The organism is Colwellia chukchiensis, assembly GCF_002104455.1.
GTDB lineage: Bacteria > Pseudomonadota > Gammaproteobacteria > Enterobacterales > Alteromonadaceae > Cognaticolwellia > Cognaticolwellia chukchiensis.
This window is the reverse complement of record NZ_NBOC01000010.1, coordinates 14,947-33,224: the sequence shown is the minus strand read 5'-3', so window position 1 is coordinate 33,224 and position 18,278 is coordinate 14,947. Positions and strand designations below refer to the sequence as shown.

Genomic DNA, 18,278 nt, shown 5'->3' with positions numbered 1-18,278 from the left:
TAGGAAACGAGTATGAATAGTGTTTTTGGTCAGTACCCAGCGCGTCGCATGCGTCGAATGCGCAGCGATGATTTTTCAAGACGATTGATGTCAGAGCACCAATTAACAGTTAATGATTTGATTTATCCTGTATTTGTTTTAGAAGGTAATAATCAGCGAGAAGCGATAGAGTCGATGCCAGGCATAGAACGAAAAAGTATTGACCTGCTATTATTAGAGTGCCAAGAGCTAGTTGACTTAGGGGTTCCTGCGGTTGCTATTTTTCCAGTTACTCCAGCCGATAAAAAGTCTCTATTAGCCGAAGAAGCCTATAATGCCGAGGGTTTAGCACAACGCGCCGTGCGCGCGATCAAGGAAAAATTTCCCAGCTTAGGTGTGATCACAGACGTCGCTTTAGATCCGTTTACCACGCATGGTCAAGACGGCATTATCGATGACGATGGCTATGTACTCAATGAAGTAACGAAAGATATTTTGGTGAAGCAAGCGTTATCACATGCCCAAGCAGGTGCTGATGTAGTGGCGCCGTCAGATATGATGGATGGCCGCATTGGTGCCATTCGACAAGAGTTAGAGCAACACGGTTTTGTGAATACCAAGATTCTCGCCTATTCTGCGAAATATGCTTCAAGCTATTATGGGCCATTTCGCGATGCGGTGGGCTCAGCCGGTAATATTAAAGGCGGCAATAAGTTTTCTTACCAAATGGATCCTGCTAACAGCAACGAAGCCTTACATGAAATTGCCCAAGATATTTATGAAGGTGCCGACATGGTGATGGTAAAACCGGGCATGCCTTACCTTGATATTGTTCGTCGCGTCAAAGATAACTTTCAAGTGCCAACTTACGCTTACCAAGTTAGTGGTGAGTACGCTATGCACATGGCGGCCATTAAAAATGGTTGGTTAGCAGAAAAACCTTGTGTCATGGAAGGCTTGTTGGCCTTTAAACGAGCGGGAGCTGATGGCATCTTAACGTATTTTGCGAAACAAGTTGCGCGTTGGTTAAAGGAAGCCCAATAAGCTGTGATGCGTTTGGCGTCTAGCTGTTGTTTTATAAAATAAAAAACCGTGCTTTGTCAGCACGGTTTTTTTCATCTCTAATGGTTAGATCGGGTTTGGCTTTGTTACTGTTCACAAGTAATATTTAATGCAAAACCTAAGCGCGCAATATGGCGATGCTCCTGCTTTAATTCATCATGAATAAGTGCATGTTGTTTTAACCATAATGCAGATAAGGATAACTGCAGCGTATCGCCTTTGGCTACCAGTTGGTAACGGGGTAATTTATCATCTTTTCGACGACGGCATAAAATTACAGCTAAGCGCATTATAATCAGAAACTTTAATGCCAAGTCTGCTGCCACTGCTGATTGTTTCGTCAGTGATGTTGGTTTGAGATCACCTTTATAGTGACTAACAAAAGCAATGAGCAGTTGTCTATCTGATAGGTTAAAGCCAGGTAAGTCCGCATGACCAAGAATATAAGCACTATGTTGTTGATGATACTTATACTCTAACAGTAATCCGATTTCATGGAGGTCACAACTTGCCAGCAAAATAGCCAAGGTATTATCGTTGGGTAGTTGCCAATGTGCTTGCAACTGATTAAAGATCAACAGCACTTGTTGCTTAATGCTGTCGGCATGGCTTTGATCAACGTGAAAACGCTCAGCTATAGCGCGAATGGTGCGTTGTCGAATATTTACCTTGCGGCTGTTAGGGAGCATTTCATACAGCAAGCCTTCGCGTAGTGCCCCACTTGAAAGCGAAAGCTTTTCAATGCCAAACTGCTGAAATAAGGCGATTAATATTGCCAAACCACTAGCAATTACAGGGCTTCGCTCACTTGCTAAACCGGGAATGTTAATGCTGTCAACATGAGAGAAGGTTAGTATTTGCGCTTGCAACTGGTAAAGTAAAGCTAAGCAAATAATCGGCGGTTTTTTCTGGTGGTTGAGAACTTCTGCGATGGCCTGCATAGTGCCAGAGCCACCTAAAACGCAATGCCAACCTATGGCAGAAAAATCTTCTTTAATGACAGAAATAGCCTGCTCTGCCGCTTTTATCGCCGCAGAAAAATTATCGGCATTTAACTCACCATCGCGAAAGTGTTGTTGCATAAAAGTAACACAGCCCATATTTAGGCTATGGGCTTTTTTTACCGTGAAATCATGGCCAACAATGACTTCGGTACTCGCGCCACCAATATCCAAAACCAGCCGTTTATCAAGACTACAATTGGTATGTGCGACACCCAGATAGATATATTTTGCTTCAGCAATACCGCTTAGTAAGTTAACTTTATGCGCTAATAGTTGTTCTGCTTTGGAGATAAAGTCGGCGCGATTTTTCGCTAACCGCAAGGTGGCGGTGGCGACGATACGAATATTTTCTTTTGGGATATCTTGCAAGCGCTCGGCAAAAAAGCTTAAACACTCTAAGCCTTTTGCCATGGCTTGTTCAGATAATATGTGGTCGGCGCTGAGGCCAGCGGCTAGTCGTACCTTACGCTTAATACGATCAACAACTTGCACACTGTCAGCAAGTTGTCGCGTAATTAACATATGAAAACTATTTGAGCCTAGGTCAATCACCGCATATAACGGTGATGAAGTCTCCATGGTGTTACGCGCCATTGACTAGTTATTCCGCTGTGGCCTACGACCTGAACTGCGACTGCGGTTTTGGCCACCATTGTGGGGCTTATGTCGGCGCGGTCGTGGTTTAGGTTTCGGTAGATCGGTTAACAAGGCATCATGATCATACTTACTGACTGGCAGCTCGTGCTCAATATAGCTTTCAATAGCAGGCAAATTAAAAACGTATTGCTCGCAAGCTAAACTTATCGCATGTCCGGTTGCCCCGGCTCGGCCCGTGCGACCAATGCGATGTACATAGTCTTCGCAGTCATCGGGTAAGTCATAATTAAAGACATGGGTAACGGCTGGGATATGTAAGCCCCGTGCGGCTACGTCAGTGGCAACCAGCACATCAAGATGGCCTGCGGTAAATTGCTCTAAAATTTTCAAGCGTTTTTTCTGAATAACATCACCCGTTAGCATTCCAACACGAATATTATCTGCTTCAAGGTGGGCGTGTATTTTTTCACAAACATGCTTAGTATTGGCAAAAATTATCGCTTTATCAGGCCAGTCTTCTTCGATTAACGACTGTAACAGTGCCATTTTATCCTCATTGGAGGTATAAAATAATTCTTCGCTAATACGAATATTGGTTTTCTGCTCTGGTTCCACTTCAACACTTTCAGGGTCATTCATGTGCTCAAAGGCCAACTCTTTGACTCGAAATGATAAGGTTGCGGAAAATAACATGCTTAAACGCTCTGTGGCGGCGGGCATCTTGCCAAACATGTAGCGGATATCTTTAATAAAGCCTAAGTCAAACATGCGATCAGCTTCGTCTAGCACCACAGCTTCAATTTTACTTAAGTTATAGGTACCTTGTTTTAAGTAATCGATTAAGCGACCACAGGTGCCAATTAAAATATCAACGCCCTGCTCTAGTACTTGACGTTGGCTTTCATAACCTTCACCGCCGTATACAATACCGAGTCGAAGCCCCGTACTTTCTGCCATTTTTAAGGCATCACGATGTATTTGAATGGCCAATTCACGCGTTGGAGCCATGATTAAGGCTCGCGGTTGGTTGTGATTAGCGGGCTGCTGCAACAAATGATGGAATGTTGCGGCTAAAAAGGCGATGGTTTTGCCTTCACCGGTTTGTGCTTGACCGGCAATATCTTTACCGTTTAGTAATATAGGAAGCGACTTAGCTTGAATTTGCGTGCAATATTCAAAGCCCATGGCGGCAAGACCACTGACGACGCTTGGCTCGAGTTTAAGTTCTGAGAACTTTATTTCAGTTAAATGTGTTTTTTTCATACCGCTAGCTTAACACCTTACGTAATTAATAAAAATTAGATTCATAGAAAAGCGATAAAAAATTGATGCTTATAGTTGATTTTGAAATTATATGACCATAACTGTTATATATCATTGTTGGTAATTAATTCTGATGAAGGTATAATCTTACTCAATTGGCGCTAGGCCACCGTAAATGGAGATATAAATGAGCGATAAAATTGTTCAGTTAACTGATGATAGTTTCGACACTGATGTGATTAAAGCATCAGGCCCAGTACTCGTTGATTTTTGGGCTGAGTGGTGTGGACCATGTAAAATGATTGCGCCGTTATTAAATGACGTTGCAGAAGAATACGCAGGCAAGGTCACTATTGGTAAATTAAACATAGACCAAAATGCAAATACCCCACCTAAATATGGCATTCGTGGTATTCCAACGTTGTTACTTTTTAAAGATGGCGTAGTTGCAGACACCAAAGTGGGTGCGTTATCAAAAACACAATTAAAAGAGTTTTTAGATAAGAACTTATAATTTGAAAAGGTCCGTTTATCGGGCCTTTTTATTTTTTCATCAAAGATTCAACATCTGCATCTTTACCTGTTTTGTTTTTAATGTTAAGTTTAACATTCGAACCAAATTAACATTTCAAATACCATACTCAAACATCCTAAATTGCCAAACGGCGCAGCATAACAACCCAAATAGTCTAAGAAACCCCCACTATGAATCTTAACGAACTTAAAGAAAAGTCTATTAGCGAGCTAGTGAAACTCGCGGAAAAAATGAAATTAGAGCATTTAGCTCGCAACCGTAAACAAGATATTATATTTGCCATTTTAAAAGCTCACGCAAAAAGTGGTGAAGATATTTTTGGTAGTGGTGTATTAGAGATTCTACAAGATGGTTTTGGTTTTTTACGATCGGCAGACTCTTCTTATCTTGCGGGACCCGATGATATTTATGTTTCGCCAAGTCAAATACGTCGCTTTAGCATGCGTACTGGTGACACCATTGCCGGTAAAATTCGACCACCGAAAGACGGCGAACGCTATTTTGCGCTGTTGAAAGTCAATGAAGTTAATTTTGATCGTCCTGAAAACTCCCGTAATAAAATCCTTTTTGAAAACCTAACCCCGATACACCCAACTGACCGCTTAACCATGGAGCGTGGTAACGGTTCAACAGAAGATATCACCGCACGGGTGTTAGACTTAGCTTCACCAATCGGCAAGGGGCAACGTGGCTTAATTGTGGCGCCACCAAAAGCCGGTAAAACCTTATTACTGCAAAACATTGCACAAAGCATTGCCTATAATCAGCCTGATGCAGAGCTTATGGTGTTGCTCATTGATGAGCGCCCAGAAGAAGTGACAGAAATGCAGCGGCTAGTTAAAGGTGAAGTTGTTGCCTCAACTTTTGATGAACCGGCTAACCGTCATGTGCAAGTGGCAGAAATGGTGATCGAAAAAGCCAAACGTTTGGTTGAACATAAAAAAGATGTGGTAATTTTACTCGACTCTATTACACGTTTAGCGCGTGCTTATAATACGGTTGTGCCGTCGTCAGGTAAAATATTGACCGGTGGTGTTGATGCTAACGCCTTGCATCGTCCGAAGCGCTTTTTTGGTGCCGCTCGTAACATTGAAGAAGGTGGCAGCTTAACCATTATTGCCACCGCACTAGTGGAAACAGGTTCTAAAATGGATGAAGTTATCTACGAAGAATTTAAAGGCACAGGTAATATGGAATTACACCTGTCACGCAAAATATCTGAGAAACGTGTTTTCCCTGCAATACATTTTAATCGCAGTGGTACGCGTCGTGAAGAGCTACTAACTAAACCAGATGAATTGCAAAAAATGTGGATACTACGAAAAATAGTACATGAAATGGGTGAAATTGACGCCATGGAGTTTATGATAGATAAATTGGCCATGACTAAAACCAATGACGAATTTTTTGACTCCATGAAACGACAGTAAGTTGTTTGATCTGTCTCATGAATTAACATCGCCAGCGTTTGCTGGCGTTTTTTTGACTGTAAGAAGCCTATAAGTTTGGCTATAATTACATAACATCTAATCAGGTGCTGGCCTGCTAGCAACGCTGAAATTAATAACACAGCATCATTGTCGGCAACATTAGCTGATGTCTGGTATTCATAGAGCTAAATTACCCAGAGCGTTTATTGGAGGCCTATATGCGTTATGTTTTTTTGCTAATGCTGTTGCTGCTCTTTAGCGTTAACAGCTATAGCGTCACTGAGCGAACGAAACAAGTAAACGGAAAAGTAACCGTAGTTACTGAAAATACCTTTCCTATTCAATATCTTAAAGATGGTGAAGTTGTTGGCTTTGCCACTGAGTTGGTTAAAGCAGTGCTAGCTGATGCTAAACTGCCTTATGAAATTCAAGTCTTACCATGGGCAAGAGCCTACCGAACAGCAATAAATGAACCCAATGTGCTAATTTACTCGCTCGCTAAAACCGAAAAAAGGCGCGATAAATTTAAGTGGGTTGGTGAAATTATGGCGCTTGAATATTATCTCTATGGCGCAATAGATAGCAATATAAACCAGCAAACCAAACTCGACGACTTAAAGCACTATCGCATCGGTGTGATTCGAGACAGTGCAGTTGATCAATACCTAAAAAGCCAAGACTTTCAAAACTTAACCACCGTAGTGCAAGGCATACAAAATTTTTTCTTGTTTCAAGAGCAGCGAATCGACTTGTTGCCGGCCAATAAAGCGACTTTTCAAGCGAGCTGTCGGCATAAGTTATTGGATTGTAGTGCTTTAAAACCACTTTATAAGTTAGCAATGCCAGCCACTAAGCTGTATATGGCATTTGGTGCCTCAAGCGAAGATAGCTTGGTAGAAAGAGTTCGCGCCAGTTATCAACAGGTGAAAAGTCAGCACGCTATTTCAACAGATTTCAAGAGACAATAAATGCTACAGCAAGCATAAATACTGTCATTTTTCCCACATAAAATATTCGTCATTGGCTCCATAAATTCACCCAGTCGCGTTACTAGTGATAATGCGTATGTTGCTGCTTTATTTAATGCCATTGGTATTACAACTCGCAGTCGTTATAATGCACGACAAATTTATGATGCAAATGCAAATATGAAATACAGTGATTTAAGAGACTTTATCGTTCAGCTTGAGCAGTTAGGTCAGCTCAAGCGCATTAGTCAGCCGGTTGCGACAGACTTAACCATGACTGAAATTAGTGATCGTACGTTACGCCAGCAAGGTCCTGCGTTGCTGTTTGAAAACCCGATAGATAAAGATGGCAACCCTTATGGCATGCCGGTGCTAACCAACCTTTTTGGTACGCCAGAGCGGGTAGCTTTGGCCATGGGGCAAGACAATGTCAGCGCCTTACGAGAGGTAGGTAAGTTGTTGGCTGCGTTAAAAGAGCCAGAGCCACCTAAGGGTTTTCGTGATGCCATGGATAAATTGCCCTTGTATAAGCAAGTGCTCAATATGCCAGTTAAGGTCATTAAAAAACCCTTATGCCAGCAGGTGGTACTCGAAGGTGATGCCGTAGATTTAAGAAAGCTACCTATTCAAACCTGTTGGCCTGGCGATGTGGCGCCTCTTATTACTTGGGGGCTTACTGTTACAAAAGGACCACATAAAGAGCGACAAAACTTAGGCATTTACCGTAATCAATTGTTAGGCCGTAATAAAGTGATCATGCGCTGGCTTTCGCATCGCGGCGGCGCGTTAGACTTTCAAGAGTTTAAAAAGGCCTTTCCGGGTGAGAAATATCCGGTTGCGGTTGCTTTAGGTGCAGATCCCGCCACTATTTTAGGCGCAGTAACGCCAGTACCCGATACCTTGTCAGAATATGCCTTTGCCGGTTTATTGCGTGGTAGTAAAACCGAAGTCGCAAAATGCCTAAGCAATGACTTAGAAGTGCCGGCAACTGCGGAGATCATACTTGAAGGCTATATTGACCCTGAAGAGGTGGCTCCAGAAGGTCCATACGGCGACCATACGGGTTACTATAACGAAGTGGACGATTTTCCAGTATTTACCGTAACTCATGTGAGTCATAGAAAAGAGCCGATATATCACAGCACCTATACTGGTCGTCCACCTGATGAGCCGGCTATTTTAGGAGTGGCGTTAAATGAAGTGTTTGTGCCAATTTTACAAAAGCAATTTCCAGAAATTCAAGACTTTTATTTACCACCAGAAGGCTGTTCATACCGTTTGGCTGTGGTAACGATTAAAAAGCAATATGCTGGGCATGCCAAGCGCGTCATGATGGGGGTGTGGTCATTCTTACGGCAGTTTATGTACACTAAGTTTGTTATTGTTTGTGATGATGATGTCAACGCTCGCGATTGGCAAGATGTGATCTGGGCCATGACCACACGCATGGATCCGAGCCGTGATACGGTATTAATAGAAAACACGCCGATAGATTATTTAGATTTTGCTTCACCTGTCTCAGGTTTAGGCTCAAAAATGGGTTTAGACGCCACCAATAAATGGCCAGGAGAAACAGATCGAGAATGGGGTGAGCCCATTGAAATGACCCAAGCCATCAAAGATCATGTTGATGATATTTGGCATGAATTGAATATATTTCCATAGCATCAAGTGCCGATTTGCTCATCAAGAAAGCAGAGAAAGCAAAGCGGCAAGTGTGCAGTAAAAGGTAAAGAATAAATGAAAGAAATTAAATGTCAGGTAGCATCGTTAACATCGCTAACTGAGAACGTTTATAAGGCGTTGTTAAAGCCCAGTCAAAATGTCGATTTTGCAGCAGGACAATACTTAAATTTTGTCATGAGCGATGAAGATAAGCGGCCGTTTTCAATTGCCAGTGCGCCGGGCGCTGAGTTCATTGAGCTACAAATCGGTGCCTTTGGTGCCGACAGCTATCCTATGCAAGTGATAGAACATATAAAAGCACACAGTGAAGTGTCTATCGAAATGCCGTTTGGTAATGCTCACTTACGAGAAGATAGCGAACGACCACTGCTATTGGTTGCCGGCGGGACGGGCTTTTCTTACATTAAGTCGATGTTTGAGCACCTCGCAAAGCAGCAATCTCAGCGTCAAGTATTGGTGTATTGGGGCTTGCGTGAGCCAAGCGCCTGTTATGAATTAGCGCAAACAGCGGCCATGATTAAACAATTAGCCAATGGCAAGTTTACACCTGTGATACAACATGCAGATGCTAAGTGGCAGGGCAGAACAGGTTTAGTGCATGAAGCTGTGATGACAGATATCGCGCACTTAGCTGACTATGATATTTACTTAGCCGGACGTTTTGAAATGGTCGCGGCAGTACGAGAAGACTTTGTCAAGCATGGTGCGACCTTAGAGCGCATGTATGCTGATGCTTTTGCTTTTATTTAAAAGCAAGCACGAGCCTGGCAGATAAAAGTGCAGCGTTATAGCGTGTTATCTGCTCGCTATATTCCAAGCTTAAGTTAATCAGCGCAACGCCATGGCTATGGCCGCACTATCTCGGCGATTTAATCGCCGCAGACCTTGCCTTGGTTAAATAACCATTGGCTAAGTGAACAAAATCATCGATGGAGCCATTTAAGCTGTTCGCGGAAATAAAAAGCTGTGCGCCAAGCGCTTGTTCTAATGCCGCACTATGATGCAGAAACGCAGCCATTGGCCCTTTAAGCACACTACCATCACGCATACTGTATGGCGAAAAGTTTAATACTCCTTGGTTAAGGGGGATTAATTGATGCTTAATACAGTAGTGCAGTAACGGTTTTTGCTCGTGAATCAAGCGGTTTGCTAGGCGTAAAGAAATGCTTGTTGCTATAGTTTCTATTGAGTTGAGCTTTATGCCAACATAGTTCAACTCCTCGCGTGTGATACCAAAGGTATTGGTCACTGCATGAATATTGCCGATCTGCTGCCATGGTAACTGCCAGCGGCCATAGCGATGATAAAAGGTGAGTGTTTCCGGGCTAAGCTGCAAACTATAGGTTGGCTCAGCAAGCTTGAGTAAACCAATAAAAATAGTTACCAAAGCAGCAAGCACAGAAAATAATAACGGTAATCGGGCTTGCTGCCAATAAAAGCTAGACAGCCAAATAATCACTAATAATGCCAAGCTGCCGGTTAACGTGATAAACAAACCATGATGGCGAGCAATTGCTTTAATTTTTATGATGTCGTTGTTATTGGCCATTGCTGTGTTCGATCAACGTTCGCCACCTGACTCGTTTTAAGAGATGCCCCATAACTAACGGCGCTCTGGGTTGACGCGATGAAGGCATTGGTAAATCGAGCGTTTTGCAGCGCTTTAACTGTGTATTTTTTTCAAAACTTGATTGGCTTTATCTATTTGCCCCTGCTGCTCCAGTACCTGTGCAAACGCTAATAAATCAACTTTGTCGTATTGCGGCTCAGCAAGGCTTACTAAACTGTTAAACGCTTTTTCTGCTAACGGCCATTGTTTAGAAATCATGGCAAAGTGCGCCACTAAAGATAACCATAGTGCATTGTGTGGCTGACTATGTAAGTGCTTTTGCGCAGCCGCCATTAGTGGTTCGACATGGTTTAAGGGTAAAGTTCGGGTCGCTTTAATAAGGTTTACCGCCACGCCTTTTTTGAAGACTGGCACTAATAGTTTTACTAACGGCTGGTGAATATTATTTTCAGCAAGCACTTGGCAATAGGTAAGGAGAACCGTATCTGTTTGTTTGATTTTTTTCGGTAACTGCTGCCAATATGCCTGCAACTCAGCACTATCTTGCTGTTTGACGATATCTGTAAAGGCACCATAAAATGCCTGTTGTTGCCAGCGCGTTAGGGTGTCGGTATTGATAGACTTTTGTTTTTGCGCGCTATTAAGTTGTTTAATCACATACGGGTAGCGATGCTCGAGTAAGCTTAATTCTATTTCCAAGGACAGCAAACGCGCATCGTGGCCAATATGTTTATGGTGGTTATCAATCAGGGTGCGGGCCTGAGGGTAGTTTTTTTGCTCGATCAATAATTTTATTTTAATAATTACCGCTTCGATACCCGTTGATTTTAAGGTCGTTGGGCACTGCTCTAGTAAGGTTAAATAGTGCTCGGTGTTAGGCTTTAACGCCTGTTTATGTGCTGCGTCGGCCGCGACTAGGTAGGCGACATGCTCGAGTGATGATGCGTCAGCAGACTTGGCCAATAAATGCTCCGCTTGCTTATAATCCCCCAACACATAGGCGGCAATACCTTTATTGAAATTGCCTAGTGCCCGTCGCTGGCTGGCAAACATAACTTTATTCCAGGTGGCAAAGCTCAATTGCATACCACCGCGTAATAGCTTAATGATGGTGAATAATACCAATAAGCACAGGGCTAACATTATGGTGGCCGCAACCACAGTTGACTCAATGGCAAAGTCACCGATGGCCACTAAAATATAGCCTTTTTCACCAATAATAATCGGCGTAAGAACCACGACCGCGAGAAACAAAACCAATAATAACAATAATCGCTTCATTAGTTGCCCTCTCCTTGTTCAGCGCTTGGTGTCTCATCTGGAGTCAGTGGCGCTTCGATTGCTGGCGCAACTTTTTCCTTGCTCGAAAGTATGGCTCTGATCAGGGTCAGTGACGGTAAACCATTGGGGTAGTCAACACTAATGGTCGCGGTTTTTAGTTGCTCGATTGCGTCGATAAAGTTAAGGGTTAATGGCTTAGTGTTATCAAAGTAATCTTGCAGCCAGCGCTGGACATCATTGAGTGCCTGCAGATAGATTTCATGGTTTGCTTTGCTGGCGGCCCAAATGGCGGTTTGTAGCTTCAGGCTTAAGTTTTCACGCAGATTTTGTTGAAATTCGGCCGACATTAATGGCTCAATATTGCCACTTCTGCGGGTGATAGTGAAATATTCATCGAGAAATTTACGCCAAGTTTTGGCTAGATTTTGTCGCCAATCATCGACGTTATCGGTTAGCTCAAGTGGCTTATTCGCGCTATTTTGCTCTGGCACTTCAAATAATAGTAAAGGTAATTGACTGATTTGTTGTTCCAGTGCCATCAATTTTAACATGGCATTATCTGTGTTTAATGTTGGCAGCAACTCGAGCTGCGCAATGTCTTGTTGAATACTTTGTCGTAAGGGCAAATATTGGGGGTCATTTAACTCAGCAATGCGCAAATCTGCATCGGTTAATAAGCTGATTGCGGTATTGGTATTTTTTTCAAGCCATAACACTCTTGCCGCTAGCCTAATCAGGTATTCCGCTTCTAGCAGTAACCAGTCGCTCGCTTGCGTTTGTCCCAGCTTGCTTACTTGCTGTTGTAACTGTGCAATAGCCTTTAGGCTCTCACTGGCTAGCTGCTGCTCTTGCTGAGCCGCACTTGCTAGTTGCGATATGGCTTGGCTATTGTTCTGTTGTGTTGTTGCAAGCTGTGCCATAGCTTGCCGCTGACTGGCTTGGAGCTGCGCGGCCATTTGTTGTTGAACTTTTTCGACCTGTTGTGCTAGTTGCGATGTTAGCTGTTGTTGCCTTTGCTGCTTTTGTTGTTCTAACCAAAAAAAGTGGCCTATGCTGGCTAATAGCGCGATTAAGGCAATGATCAAGGCGACAATAGCGACTTTAGAAACAGCGTTGGTTTGCTTTTGGGCTGGGGCTTTTTGATGAACTAGCGCCGGCTCATTTGCCTTGGCTTTCGCACTTGTTTTTACTTTGTTATCACTGTTTTTAGTCGTTGCAGCACTAGTGTTAGTGCTTGGGTTTGAATGCGCTTTTGCCGCGACAGTGTTGTTGTCCTTGCTTGAGTTGGACGTAGCCGTCGATGAGGTTGTTTTTTTGTCAGCACTATCGTTAGGTATTGATGCATCAATATCGGTTTTGCTTGGTTCGGGTTTCTTTTTATCGCTCATCAAGGGATCCTAAATTTCATCTTGGCAAAATGTACACTGAATTGCTAGCTTGTTGACGCAGTTGCAATCCACTAAGTTTACTATCAATGTTAGTCAAGCGGAACTAAGCTTTGATACGACATCAGGGTAATGGGTCATGTATGATCATAGCTCAACGGCGCTATAAAGTAAGATACAATGTATCGGTTGTTGATGCTATAGCTTGATGAGCGCAAGTTATGTGTTTGCTTAATTAGCATTAGCATTAGCATTAGCATGGCCGAGGCTTTACTTTGTGCGGTTGTCAATGGCGCCCTGAAGGCTCAGGGCGCATTCCGTTTATGCTTGTCGGTAAACCTGCTGAAGAATTTTATCAGCCCCTTTTGCTAACAAATTATCTGCTAACTGTTGACCAAGTTGCACTGCATCTGTCGTGTTGCCACGAATTTCACTGGTTAAAATTTCACTGCCATCAATCGCACCAACTAAACCTCGTAAATAGACTTCTGCTCCGTCGAGCACAGCGTAGCTACCAATGGGGACTTGGCAACCACCTTCTAACGCACGGTTCATTGCACGCTCAGCCAGCACACGAATGCGGGTTGCTTCACAACCAAGCGGCGCTAATAAGGTTTTGATTCTGGCGTCGTCGCTACGACATTCGATACCAACTGCCCCTTGGCCATTGGCGGGTAAAATAACTTCTGGCGCAATGTATTGACGAATACGCTCTGGCATTTCCAAGCGGATTAACCCGGCGGCCGCGAGAATAATCGCGTCATACTCGCCATTATCGAGTTTTTTCAGTCGTGTATTGACGTTGCCGCGCAAGTCGCGAATATCTAAATCAGGGCGCATGGCTTTAATTTGGCATTGTCGACGTAAGCTTGAGGTACCGACGATCGCCCCCTGCGGCAACTCAGCTAAACTGGCGATGGTATTGGAGACGAAAGCATCTCGTGGATCTTCGCGCGGACAAATCACTTCCAACCCTAAACCCTCTGGAAACTCAACCGGTACGTCTTTCATTGAGTGTACGGCAATATCGGCTCGGTCTTCTAACATGGCGACCTCTAACTCTTTAACAAATAAGCCTTTACCGCCAACCTTGGCCAGTGGCGTATCTAGAATAATATCGCCCTTAGTGCTCATGGGCAGTAGCTCAACCTTGATGTCACTGTGGTAGTGCTCAAGTTGTGCTTTTACATATTCGGCTTGCCATAACGCCAATGCGCTTTTTCTTGTCGCAATACGTACAGTTTGTTGTGTCATTTCGATTACCTTGTTTAAAATTTATTGCGCAGATAGGACGATGCTTTCTTCTGCTTGTTTACTGACTGCGTCAGATAAAAATTGCCATAATTCATCACCACTGCGTTTGTCACGCCATTGTTCATTCTCAAACTGAAAGTGGTGACCATTAAACTTGGTTGCTACCCAAATTTCATGCAAGGGGGCTTGCTTGTTGATAATGATTTTACTCGCATTTTTAAATGTTAAGGTTAATAACCCGCCAACACTTTCATAATCGATATCGCACGAGCAATTTTCGATGGCTTCTTCTACCGCAAGTAAGATATCATCAGCGGCTATATTGTATTGACTATCATTCATGAATTGTTCCTTATACCTAAGCTCGACGGTTAGTTTGATCTTTGCTTGGTAATTGTTGGTCAAGGGATTATAAAACGTCTATCATGGGAAAAAAATCGAATAAATCAATTATGCGTAAACAAATTGCAATTATTTTTATCGCTTTGTTAAGTTTAGTCACCATAACAGGTTGTGGCATTAAAGGCCCTTTATACCAAACTCCAGAGCAACAGCAAGCAGACTTACCAAAAACAGCTGCAGAATCCGATAAAAGTAGTCAAGAACACTGAGGAAAACGGTATTGGACTTTTTTAATCGTAAACAACAAGCATTATATGCGGAGCAATGTCCGGTTACTGAGTTAGCGAAACAATATGGTACACCACTTTATATCTATTCTCGCGCCACAATAGAACGTCATTGGCATGCCTTTGATCAAGCTGCCGGTACGCGCCCACATTTGGTGTGTTACGCGGTAAAAGCCAATAGTAATATTGCCGTTTTAAATGTTATGGCACGACTAGGCTCAGGTTTTGATATCGTCTCGCAAGGTGAGTTAATGCGTGTTTTGGAAGCCGGCGGCGATCCAAAAAAAGTGGTATTTTCTGGGGTAGGAAAAACCGCTGAAGAAATTGCTTTTGCGCTTAAACTTGGTATTTATTGCTTTAATGTTGAGTCGGCAGCCGAGTTGGATCGAATTCAAACTGTTGCGCAAACGCTTGATATCATAGCGCCGATTTCACTACGGGTGAATCCCGATGTTGATGCCGGTACGCATCCGTATATTTCAACGGGTTTAAAAGAAAACAAGTTTGGTATTAGCATCGAGCAAGCCCCAGAGTTATATCAATATGCAAGCAGCTTGTCGCACCTTAATATTAAAGGTGTTGACTGTCATATTGGCTCGCAGTTAACGGAAGTGCTACCGTTTTTAGATGCCTTGGATCGGGTCCTTAAGCTCGTCGATTTATTAGCAGAGCAAGGCATTACGTTATCCCATATTGATGTCGGCGGTGGTTTAGGGGTTTGTTATGATGATGAAACACCTCCGCACCCGAAAGAATACGCCCAAGCCATTGCCGAAAAACTCGTCGGGCGAGACCTCACACTGATTTACGAACCCGGGCGCGCCATCATGGCCAATGCGGGTATTTTGGTAACGCAAGTTGAGTATTTGAAAGTCAATGAAGATCGCAATTTTGCCATTGTTGACGCGGCCATGAATGACTTGCTCAGGCCTGCGTTATATCAAGCTTGGCAAGCGATAGTTGAAGTAGAATTAACGGATGATATTGCCAAGGCAGCTTATGATGTGGTGGGGCCAATATGTGAAACCGGCGACTTTCTAGGAAAAGATCGCAATTTAGCAATCCAGGCTGGTGATTTATTGGCAGTGCGCAGCGCCGGTGCTTATGGTTTTACCATGAGCTCAAATTATAATAGTCGACCACGAGCGGCGGAAGTTATGGTTGACCAAGATAAGCACTATTTAGTGCGCGAACGTGAAGCACTAAGCCAATTGTGGCAAGGTGAAAGCTTATTACCTTAAGAGTGTGAGATTAGATGTAGATGTTAGTAAATTTTTCTAAAATGCACGGTTTAGGTAATGACTTTCTCGTGCTCGATAATGTCACGCAAAATGTTTATTTGTCGAATGAACAAATTAAGCAACTGTCGGATCGAAATTTTGGCGTTGGTTTTGATCAGGTGTTAGTGGTTGAGCCCCCCTATGATCCCGATTTAGACTTTCACTATCGTATATTTAATGCCGATGGCAGTGAAGTAGGGCAATGTGGCAATGGTGCCCGCTGCTTTGCAAAGTTTGTGCGCTTAAAAGGCTTAACCAATAAACATAAAATTAAGGTCTCGACTCAATCAGGAAAAATGACACTTTACATTGAGCGTGACGGCAATGTCTCAGTCAATATGCCGGTGCCCCAGTTTGAGCCTAATAAAATTCCCTTTACTGCACAAAAAACCGAAGGTACTTACATTTTGCGTAGTGCCGACGAAACCGTGCTGTGTGGTGTGGTCTCTTTAGGTAACCCCCATTGCGTGCTGACCGTGGATGATGTGCAAAAAGCACCTGTCGCAAAATTGGGTAAGGCATTGTCGTTACATGAGCGATTTCCACAACAAGCCAACATTAGCTTTATGGAAGTGGTGTCACCTCAGTACATTAAATTGCGGGTCTATGAACGTGGCGCGGCAGAAACCTTAGCCTGTGGCAGTGGCGCATGTGCAGCCGTGGTTGTTGGCCAAATGCAAAAAAAGCTGAATCGACAAGTTTTAGTTGACCTGCCGGGCGGGCAATTGAAGATATTTTGGAAAGGCCCAGGAAACTCAGTCAAAATGACCGGTCCAGCGGTTCATGTTTTTGACGGGCAAATCAACCTATGACGCAAGATAATAACCTTATGCAATCAAATGATGAAAACCCAATGTTAACGAATGACATTCAACTTACTGATGAAATAATCGTTAACTATTTACAGCAGCAGCCAGAATTTTTTAATCGTCAAATTGAGCTTGTCACCCATTTACGACTGCCTGACCATCAACGTGGCACGGTTTCTTTGGTTGAGCGACAATTATTACAACAACGAGAAAAAATTCAGAGTCTAGAAGAAGAAATTACCCAACTCATGGCGATTGCTAATCAAAATGAGCAACTTTTTACCCTTTATAGCGACTTGTATTTACGCCTTCTTGATTGTACGACGGCCGAAGAGTTGCTTGATTGCTTGCATCAGGCGACCACACAATTACTATCGCTAGATGCCTTAAAATTATGGCTAGTGAAGCCAGCGGATGTTAGTCACTCCAGTTTAGTTAAGCATGATTGTCGTGAGATCATGAGTAATCGATTAGACAAAGACGCTTATTATTTTGGGCGTTTGCAACAAAGTGAACAAGAGTTAATTTTTTCACAACCCACGCACGGCTCTGTAGTGCTAGTGCGATTGCGTCACCTGCAACACGATGTTGGTTTTTTAGCGATCAGTAGCCAAGACGCTGAACATTTTGACCCTCGCATGGATACATTATTATTAAGCCAATTTAAAAAGTTAGTGGCAAAACTACTGTATCAGCAGCTTTACTAGGAACCGCGATTGTGAGATTTTATCGGCGTTTGCGCCCTATTCAAGCACTGAGCTTTGACTTAGACGATACCTTGTATAGCAATCAACCGATTATGCTGGCCACAGATAAAAAAATGGCCGCTTACTTTCTGCGTATTTTTACAGAACTTGGTGTGGCAAATGATTCAGCTTGTTTTGATTTTCAGTTCTGGTGGCCATTTCGGCAACAAGCATTGCTTGAAAACCCTGCCCTGAAACATGATGTAGGCTTATTGCGGCAACGATGTTACTACTTAGGGACATTGTCGTTGGGTGTTGCTGAACCAGTTGCGGCCACCATTGCCGAGCAAGGGCTGCGTTACTTTATTGAGCAACGCAGTAATTTTACCGTTCCACAACAAGTGCATGACTTGTTAGCTTTGCTACAAAGCAAAGTACCTTTAGTGGCCATTACCAATGGCAATGTTGATACCCAGCGTATCGGTATCGCAGCATACTTTAGTGGCCATTTTCACGCCTCGATGAGCAATAAATTAAAACCTGATGCCGATATGTTTGATAAAACTTGTCAATTGTTGAACATTCGCCCTGAGCAGCTATTACATGTTGGCGATTGCGGTAGAAATGATGTTTTTGGCGCCATTAATGCGGGCTGTCAAACGGCCTGGCTGAATCGCTACACGGTAGGTAAACCCTTGCAGCTTGTGCCGAGTGTGATGCTAGATAATATTGAGCAGCTGGCGCAATTGTTTGATTAAGGTATGGTAATTTACCTTAATACCACGTTTTTTTGCATAAAGTGCCGCCATATATATTTGTTGTTAGCGTTATCAAACTCATACTGAATTTGCTATCATGGC

General features: G+C 43.2%; 18 protein-coding genes. 11 read left to right on the top strand and 7 right to left on the bottom strand.

Annotated elements, in window-relative coordinates; genetic code table 11:
• The first annotated feature begins 12 nt into the window (after window positions 1-12).
• Window positions 13-1,023 carry a porphobilinogen synthase gene (gene hemB / locus B6K83_RS11820; RefSeq protein ID WP_085285135.1) on the top strand — a complete coding sequence of 337 codons (1,011 nt, stop codon included), beginning with the start codon at window positions 13-15 and terminating at the stop codon, window positions 1,021-1,023.
• 104 nt (window positions 1,024-1,127) lie between these two features.
• Here the strand turns inward: hemB and B6K83_RS11815 are convergent, their stop codons facing one another.
• Both B6K83_RS11815 and rhlB read right to left on the bottom strand, forming a co-directional pair.
• The gene (locus B6K83_RS11815; RefSeq protein WP_158088350.1) at window positions 1,128-2,624 is read right to left on the bottom strand and encodes a Ppx/GppA phosphatase family protein; all 1,497 of its coding nucleotides are present in this window, start codon (window positions 2,622-2,624) and stop codon (window positions 1,128-1,130) included.
• Between the two features lie 18 nt (window positions 2,625-2,642).
• Window positions 2,643-3,905 (bottom strand): ATP-dependent RNA helicase RhlB, encoded by a 1,263-nt coding sequence (gene rhlB / locus B6K83_RS11810; protein WP_085285133.1) that lies wholly within the window; start codon window positions 3,903-3,905, stop codon window positions 2,643-2,645.
• 187 nt (window positions 3,906-4,092) lie between these two features.
• Here rhlB and trxA point away from each other — a divergent pair, with 187 nt between their 5' ends.
• The 5 genes from trxA (at window position 4,093) to fre (ending at window position 9,274) form a co-directional block, all read left to right on the top strand.
• Complete coding sequence (gene trxA, locus B6K83_RS11805) at window positions 4,093-4,419, top strand: thioredoxin TrxA (protein ID WP_085285132.1); 327 nt, start codon at window positions 4,093-4,095, stop codon at window positions 4,417-4,419.
• Between the two features lie 191 nt (window positions 4,420-4,610).
• A complete protein-coding gene (gene rho, locus B6K83_RS11800) occupies window positions 4,611-5,870 on the top strand; it encodes a transcription termination factor Rho (protein ID WP_085285131.1) in 1,260 nt (419 codons plus the stop codon).
• Window positions 5,871-6,088: 218 nt separating this feature from the next.
• Complete coding sequence (locus B6K83_RS11795) at window positions 6,089-6,838, top strand: substrate-binding periplasmic protein (protein WP_085285130.1); 750 nt, start codon at window positions 6,089-6,091, stop codon at window positions 6,836-6,838.
• A gap of 180 nt (window positions 6,839-7,018) precedes the next feature.
• Entirely contained in the window at window positions 7,019-8,503 is a 1,485-nt protein-coding gene (gene ubiD, locus B6K83_RS11790) for a 4-hydroxy-3-polyprenylbenzoate decarboxylase (RefSeq protein WP_085285129.1), read from the top strand.
• Between the two features lie 75 nt (window positions 8,504-8,578).
• Entirely contained in the window at window positions 8,579-9,274 is a 696-nt protein-coding gene (gene fre, locus B6K83_RS11785; RefSeq protein WP_085285128.1) for an NAD(P)H-flavin reductase, read from the top strand.
• Between the two features lie 106 nt (window positions 9,275-9,380).
• On the opposite strand, the gene B6K83_RS11780 is transcribed toward fre, so the two are convergent.
• From B6K83_RS11780 to cyaY, 5 genes are all read right to left on the bottom strand, one after another.
• Window positions 9,381-10,073 (bottom strand): DUF2982 domain-containing protein, encoded by a 693-nt coding sequence (locus B6K83_RS11780; protein WP_085285127.1) that lies wholly within the window; start codon window positions 10,071-10,073, stop codon window positions 9,381-9,383.
• Between the two features lie 114 nt (window positions 10,074-10,187).
• Window positions 10,188-11,375, bottom strand: a complete 1,188-nt coding sequence (locus tag B6K83_RS11775; RefSeq protein WP_085285126.1) for a heme biosynthesis HemY N-terminal domain-containing protein — start codon at window positions 11,373-11,375, stop codon at window positions 10,188-10,190.
• On the bottom strand, window positions 11,375-12,763 hold the full coding sequence (locus B6K83_RS11770) for a uroporphyrinogen-III C-methyltransferase (RefSeq protein ID WP_085285125.1): 1,389 nt from the start codon (window positions 12,761-12,763) through the stop codon (window positions 11,375-11,377). Before B6K83_RS11770 ends, B6K83_RS11775 begins: the two co-directional genes overlap by 1 nt.
• Before the next feature lie 318 nt (window positions 12,764-13,081).
• Window positions 13,082-14,014 (bottom strand): hydroxymethylbilane synthase, encoded by a 933-nt coding sequence (gene hemC, locus B6K83_RS11765; RefSeq protein ID WP_085285124.1) that lies wholly within the window; start codon window positions 14,012-14,014, stop codon window positions 13,082-13,084.
• 21 nt (window positions 14,015-14,035) lie between these two features.
• Window positions 14,036-14,356, bottom strand: coding sequence for an iron donor protein CyaY (cyaY, locus tag B6K83_RS11760; protein WP_085285123.1), 321 nt, complete (start codon window positions 14,354-14,356; stop codon window positions 14,036-14,038).
• A gap of 110 nt (window positions 14,357-14,466) precedes the next feature.
• Here cyaY and lptM point away from each other — a divergent pair, with 110 nt between their 5' ends.
• From lptM to B6K83_RS11735, 5 genes are read left to right on the top strand one after another with little or no spacing between them, the layout of a single operon-like run.
• Complete coding sequence (gene lptM, locus B6K83_RS11755) at window positions 14,467-14,625, top strand: LPS translocon maturation chaperone LptM (protein ID WP_158088349.1); 159 nt, start codon at window positions 14,467-14,469, stop codon at window positions 14,623-14,625.
• A gap of 11 nt (window positions 14,626-14,636) precedes the next feature.
• Window positions 14,637-15,884 (top strand): diaminopimelate decarboxylase, encoded by a 1,248-nt coding sequence (lysA, locus tag B6K83_RS11750; protein ID WP_085285121.1) that lies wholly within the window; start codon window positions 14,637-14,639, stop codon window positions 15,882-15,884.
• Window positions 15,885-15,904: 20 nt separating this feature from the next.
• Window positions 15,905-16,735 carry a diaminopimelate epimerase gene (gene dapF, locus B6K83_RS11745; protein ID WP_085285120.1) on the top strand — a complete coding sequence of 277 codons (831 nt, stop codon included), beginning with the start codon at window positions 15,905-15,907 and terminating at the stop codon, window positions 16,733-16,735.
• Window positions 16,732-17,439, top strand: coding sequence for a DUF484 family protein (locus B6K83_RS11740; protein WP_233143981.1), 708 nt, complete (start codon window positions 16,732-16,734; stop codon window positions 17,437-17,439). The genes dapF and B6K83_RS11740 overlap by 4 nt, the downstream gene beginning before the upstream one ends.
• Before the next feature lie 11 nt (window positions 17,440-17,450).
• Entirely contained in the window at window positions 17,451-18,176 is a 726-nt protein-coding gene (locus tag B6K83_RS11735) for an HAD-IA family hydrolase (protein WP_085285119.1), read from the top strand.
• Window positions 18,177-18,278: the final 102 nt, after the last annotated feature.

Bases quoted from the DNA above. Each gene is read 5' to 3' on its own strand.
- B6K83_RS11740 (WP_233143981.1), top strand. From the start codon at position 16,732: ATGACGCAAGATAATAACCTTATGCAATCAAATGATGAAAACCCAATG.
- ubiD (WP_085285129.1), top strand. From the start codon at position 7,019: ATGAAATACAGTGATTTAAGAGACTTTATCGTTCAGCTTGAGCAGTTA.
- rhlB (WP_085285133.1), bottom strand. From the start codon at position 3,905: ATGAAAAAAACACATTTAACTGAAATAAAGTTCTCAGAACTTAAACTC.
- B6K83_RS11780 (WP_085285127.1), bottom strand. From the start codon at position 10,073: ATGGCCAATAACAACGACATCATAAAAATTAAAGCAATTGCTCGCCAT.
- trxA (WP_085285132.1), top strand. From the start codon at position 4,093: ATGAGCGATAAAATTGTTCAGTTAACTGATGATAGTTTCGACACTGAT.
- fre (WP_085285128.1), top strand. From the start codon at position 8,579: ATGAAAGAAATTAAATGTCAGGTAGCATCGTTAACATCGCTAACTGAG.
- hemC (WP_085285124.1), bottom strand. From the start codon at position 14,014: ATGACACAACAAACTGTACGTATTGCGACAAGAAAAAGCGCATTGGCG.
- B6K83_RS11815 (WP_158088350.1), bottom strand. From the start codon at position 2,624: ATGGAGACTTCATCACCGTTATATGCGGTGATTGACCTAGGCTCAAAT.
- dapF (WP_085285120.1), top strand. From the start codon at position 15,905: ATGTTAGTAAATTTTTCTAAAATGCACGGTTTAGGTAATGACTTTCTC.
- rho (WP_085285131.1), top strand. From the start codon at position 4,611: ATGAATCTTAACGAACTTAAAGAAAAGTCTATTAGCGAGCTAGTGAAA.
- lptM (WP_158088349.1), top strand. From the start codon at position 14,467: ATGCGTAAACAAATTGCAATTATTTTTATCGCTTTGTTAAGTTTAGTC.
- B6K83_RS11775 (WP_085285126.1), bottom strand. From the start codon at position 11,375: ATGAAGCGATTATTGTTATTATTGGTTTTGTTTCTCGCGGTCGTGGTT.
- B6K83_RS11795 (WP_085285130.1), top strand. From the start codon at position 6,089: ATGCGTTATGTTTTTTTGCTAATGCTGTTGCTGCTCTTTAGCGTTAAC.
- cyaY (WP_085285123.1), bottom strand. From the start codon at position 14,356: ATGAATGATAGTCAATACAATATAGCCGCTGATGATATCTTACTTGCG.
- B6K83_RS11770 (WP_085285125.1), bottom strand. From the start codon at position 12,763: ATGAGCGATAAAAAGAAACCCGAACCAAGCAAAACCGATATTGATGCA.
- hemB (WP_085285135.1), top strand. From the start codon at position 13: ATGAATAGTGTTTTTGGTCAGTACCCAGCGCGTCGCATGCGTCGAATG.